The 3,800-nt window shown below is 62.7% G+C and carries 4 protein-coding genes; all 4 read right to left on the minus strand.

The features are described 5' to 3' along the window. Positions 1-959: SAM-dependent methyltransferase (locus tag ABYV89_RS15315; protein ID WP_432823802.1), on the minus strand; the 959-nt coding region annotated here is incomplete at its 3' end. Further along, the gene (locus ABYV89_RS15320) at positions 956-1,807 is read right to left on the minus strand and encodes a DUF1365 domain-containing protein (protein ID WP_432823803.1); all 852 of its coding nucleotides are present in this window, start codon (positions 1,805-1,807) and stop codon (positions 956-958) included. The genes ABYV89_RS15315 and ABYV89_RS15320, both read right to left, overlap by 4 nt. Next, a complete protein-coding gene (locus ABYV89_RS15325) occupies positions 1,804-3,048 on the minus strand; it encodes an NAD(P)/FAD-dependent oxidoreductase (protein WP_432823804.1) in 1,245 nt (414 codons plus the stop codon). The genes ABYV89_RS15320 and ABYV89_RS15325 overlap by 4 nt, the downstream gene beginning before the upstream one ends. Then, a partial coding sequence (locus ABYV89_RS15330) for a DUF1295 domain-containing protein (RefSeq protein WP_432823805.1) occupies positions 3,045-3,800 on the minus strand: 756 nt, incomplete at its 5' end. The genes ABYV89_RS15330 and ABYV89_RS15325, both read right to left, overlap by 4 nt.

The following is a 3,800-nucleotide window of genomic DNA, read 5'->3' on the forward strand; positions in this document are numbered from 1 at the left end:
CGGTTGATGAAGTCGGGGGTCTTCACGTAGCGGGGATAGATCGCATCCGGAACGGTGATCGTCTGGATGAGCCCCCGCCCCCCGGGAGTCAGATGCCGCTCAAAGACGTTAAAAAAACTAACCAGGTGGCGATGACCGACCGCCTCGATCATTTCGATGGAGACGACCCGGTCGAATTCGTCGTTCAGATCCCGGTAGTCTTTCTGCAGCAGGGTGATTCTGTCTTCAAGCCCCGCCTCGCGGAGGCGTTGTCCGGCCAGCTCGAACTGTTGCCGTGAAATGGTGGTCGTAGTCACTTTGCAGCCGTAGCGCCGGGCAGCATGGATGGCAAAGCCGCCCCAGCCGGTGCCGATTTCCAGAAGGCTCATGCCCGGCGACAGGTTGAGTTTTTTGCAGATGCCGTCGAATTTGGCGACAGAAGCCCCTTCCATGGTGCTGTCCGGATGCGCGAACACGCCGCAGGAGTAGGCCAGAGTGGGATCGAGAAAGAGCCGGTAGAAATCGTTTCCCAAATCGTAGTGGGCGGCGATGTTGCGGCGGCTGCCTTTGCGACTGTTGTTGTTGCGCCGATGGAGCAGGCGCTGCAGTGGTGCGGTACATTGGGCAAGGCCGCCTTCGAGGTGAGCCTGGGCCTGTTGATTGCGGACCATGATGCGCATCAGCGCCGGCAGGTCATCGCAATCCCAGGATCCGTTCAGATAAGCCTCGGCCGCCCCGATGGAGCCCCCAAGCACCGTCCGGCGATAGAAGTCGTTTGAATGGATCCGAAGGCAGGCAGAAAGATCGGATTGTTGGTCTCCGAACTGCAGCGGGACTCCCGATTCCTGCAAGGTGAGGTGGCCTTGGCGGATCTCGGCCAGACTCTTGAGCAATAGGCCACGGGCAATCCGGTCCACAAGGGTCGAAAATCGACCGGAGATTTCAGCGGCCATCGGTACGGCCTGCTCATCGCTGCTCATGGGTGATAACTTCCTTTCGTTACCGTCGGTCGGTCGGGATGGGGACAAAAGGGGATCCCTTTCAGCTTGATCCGTAACGCCTGCCAGTAAATCGCGGCACTGACCTTGGCGGTCATGCTGGGCCAGCGGAGCAGAGCCAGCGCAAGATTTCTGCCCGTCAGCGGACGGCGCGCCTGTTCGAGGCCGGCCTCGAACACCATGGCGCCGTTTCGTTCGTTCGCCATATGGACCGCCAGGTTTTCTCCCGGGGCAGTGAAGCGCCAGGTGTAGCGGATATCCATCGGCATGAACGGCGAGACGTGGAATTCCTTGTCCAGCTGGAATCGGTGCCATTCCCCTGGCGCGGGGCCTCGGCGGGTATCCAGCGCCCGAACATATTCCTCCCCCCAGGGGGTGTTGTGGACCTCGGCGACCAGCGCTTGCAGGGACCTCCCGTCGTCGTCAAAACAGTAATAGAGGCTGATGGGGTTGAAGCAGTACCCCAGATAGCGCAGGTGGGTCAGCAGGCGGATCGGCCCCGTCGGCCTAAACCCCAATTGCTCCTCGACGACCTCGCGGAGCGCCGGGGCCAGGGGGCCCGGCCGACGCAAATGGTCCGCCCGGCGGAAGCTGGCCCAGTTGCCGGTCTCTACCGACCAGAACAGCCGCCTGTCGAAGACCGAATCGAGTTCCTCCAAATCGAGATAAAGCATGAAGATCCGGTAGCGGAATTCGTTGATCGCCGGTGTGGTGCGACGGTGGCGGAGCTCTCCCTGGTAGAGGGCGCTGTTCAGGGTCAACTGTCCGGGCGTCGTTATTTGCTCGGAACGTATTTCAGGGCCGGCCCCGGAATGGTCATGTCTCATCATAGCGTTTTCCCGAAATGACGGCAGATTTCCAGGGCGCTGTTGAGGCCGTCTTCGTGGAAACCGTAGCCCCACCAGGCCCCGCAGTACCAGGTGCGGTTGCTGCCGCTGATCTCATCGTTGCGCTTCTGCGCGGCGAAGGCCGCCGGCGAGTAGACCGGGTGGTGGTAGACCAGTCGTTGCTGAATCTGTTCCGGCGCAATGGTCTCGGGGTCGTTCAGGGTCACGCAGACGTCGACCGGGGCCTGCAGTGACTGCAACGTGTTCATCCAATAGGTCAGGGACACTTCTCCCCTCTCCCGTCGGGGGATGCAGCAGTTCCAGCTGGCGCGCGCTTTTTGGAGCGATGGCAGCAGGCGGCTGTCCGTGTGGAGCACGGTGTTGTTTTTCTGGTACGGGATGGCGCCGAGCAGTTCGCGCTCCCGCTCGGAGGGATCTTCGAGCATGGCCAGGGCCTGGTCGCTGTGACAGGCCAGGATGACCTGGTCGAAATCTTCGGCGGGGCCGCCTTGCCCCTGGAGTTCGACCCTGTCGGCATGCCGCCGTACCCGGGCAATCGGGGAAGCCAGCCGCACCCGGTCCTTAAAGGGGCGGGCCAGGGTGGCCACGTAGTTTCGGGAACCGCCCCGGACCACCCGCCACTGCGGTTGATCGACGACGTTGAGAATCCCGTGATTGGTGAAGAAGCGCACGAAGGCCGCGGCCGGAAACTGCAGAAACCGGGTCGGGTCGGCCGACCAGATGGCGCTGCCCATCGGCACCAGAAAGTCGTCAATAAAGCGCTCGGAGTAGCCCTGTGCCGCCAGGTAGGTCCCCAAGGTCAGCTCCAGGTCGTCACTGGCGTAGAGTTCCCGTGATTGCCGGTTGAAGCGGAAGATCTCCCACAGCATCCGCCAGAACGGGAAGCTCAACAGATTGCGGCGCTGGGCGAAGAGCGTGTCCAGGTTGGTGGCGCAGTATTCCAGTCCGGTTCGCTGATTGGACACGGAAAAACTCATGACGCTCGGCTGGGAGGCGACCCCGAGTCGGTCAAGCAGCCGGATGAAGTTGGGATAGGTCCGCTCGTTGAAGACGATGAAGCCGGTGTCCACGGCCCAGCAGGAGTCGCCGAGGGTCACGTCCACCGTATTGGTGTGCCCCCCCAGGTAGTCGTTGGCCTCAAAAAGGGTCACTTCGTGTTCGTCGCTGAGCAGATGGGCGGCGGCCAGGCCGGAGATTCCCCCGCCGATCACGGCGATCCTCATGGTTTCTCCTCATTCTTGGGCGGCAACGGGAAAAAGGGGCTGGTCCGGCGGCGGTAGGCAGCGAAATCGGCCCGGCCCTGGTAACGCTCTTCCAGCATCGGGATGCCGGAAACCTTGAGAATCAGCAGGGTAATAGTCAAAGGTCCGATAACGCCCCATAGCCCATAGGGGACCGGGAGCGCCATCAGCCACAAGCCCCACCAGAGGGTGACTTCCCCGAAATAGTTGGGGTGGCGGCTGTAGCGCCAGAGCCCTTCGGTCATCAGCTTTCCGCGATTGCCCGGCGCGCGGGTGAAGCGCAGCAGCTGCCAGTCGCCCACGGCTTCGAACAGGAACCCGGTGAGCCAGAGCAGAAAGCCCAGGCCGTCTAGCCATCCAAGGGGAACCGGCGGCGAAGCATTGACCAGGATGACCGGCATGGCCACCAGCAGCAACAGCAGCCCCTGGAGCATGAAGATCTGGAGGAACGAACGGAGTACGAACCAGCGGCCCCAATCTTCGCGCCACTGTCGGTAGCGGGGATCCTCGGACTTGCCCCGGTTGCGGGTGTGGATGTGGAGCGCGAGCCGTATCCCCCAGGTCAGCACCAGCAGCGACACAAGCAGGGCGCGGGGCGAGTACTGTCCCCCCGCTACCAGCGACACCGCCGCCGCGAGAATGAAGCCGAGGCCCCAGGCCACATCGGCCACGTCGTTGCGCCCTTTGACCTGGGCGGCCACGAACCAGCCGGCCATGTACGTCAGCACGAAGGC

The organism is Trichloromonas sp. (assembly GCF_041583255.1).
Lineage (GTDB): Bacteria > Desulfobacterota > Desulfuromonadia > Desulfuromonadales > Trichloromonadaceae > Trichloromonas.

Bases quoted from the DNA above. Each gene is read 5' to 3' on its own strand.
- ABYV89_RS15320 (WP_432823803.1), bottom strand. From the start codon at position 1,807: ATGATGAGACATGACCATTCCGGGGCCGGCCCTGAAATACGTTCCGAG.
- ABYV89_RS15325 (WP_432823804.1), bottom strand. From the start codon at position 3,048: ATGAGGATCGCCGTGATCGGCGGGGGAATCTCCGGCCTGGCCGCCGCC.